At 71.2% G+C, this 371-nt stretch carries 1 pseudogene; it reads right to left on the reverse strand.

Annotation, left to right across the window (positions count from 1 at the left end):
• A pseudogene (locus IH48_RS34015) lies at nt 1–371 on the reverse strand (replication protein); the annotation flags it as partial.

Raw genomic sequence — 371 nt, forward strand, 5'->3', positions numbered from 1 at the left:
CACAGCAGCTGCACACCCCGGGCCGTGGCCGACGCCACCTTGAGGGCGCCGGCCGCACCGGCGACCGCCAGCAGGGCGACGGCGGCGGCCCGCATACGGTCCGGGTCTGCGGATAGCCACTGCCACAGATCCCGCACCGGGCCCAGCGCTTCCTTCACCGCCGGCGCAACGTCCTTCACCGCCGGGACGACCTGGGTGGTCAGGACGTTCGCCAGGCCCATCATGGCCTGGCGTTTGAACACTTCAATCTTGGTCGCGGCGTTGTCGCGCAGGTCGTCCCCGGCCTGCTTCGCCGCGCCGCCGACCTTCCCCAGGTCCTTCACGGCCTTGGACGGGTCGAGAGCAAAGAGCGCCTTCCCCATGTCCTCGGC

Origin of the sequence: Streptomyces sp. NRRL F-5126, from assembly GCF_000721265.1 — a bacterium.
GTDB lineage: Bacteria > Actinomycetota > Actinomycetes > Streptomycetales > Streptomycetaceae > Streptomyces.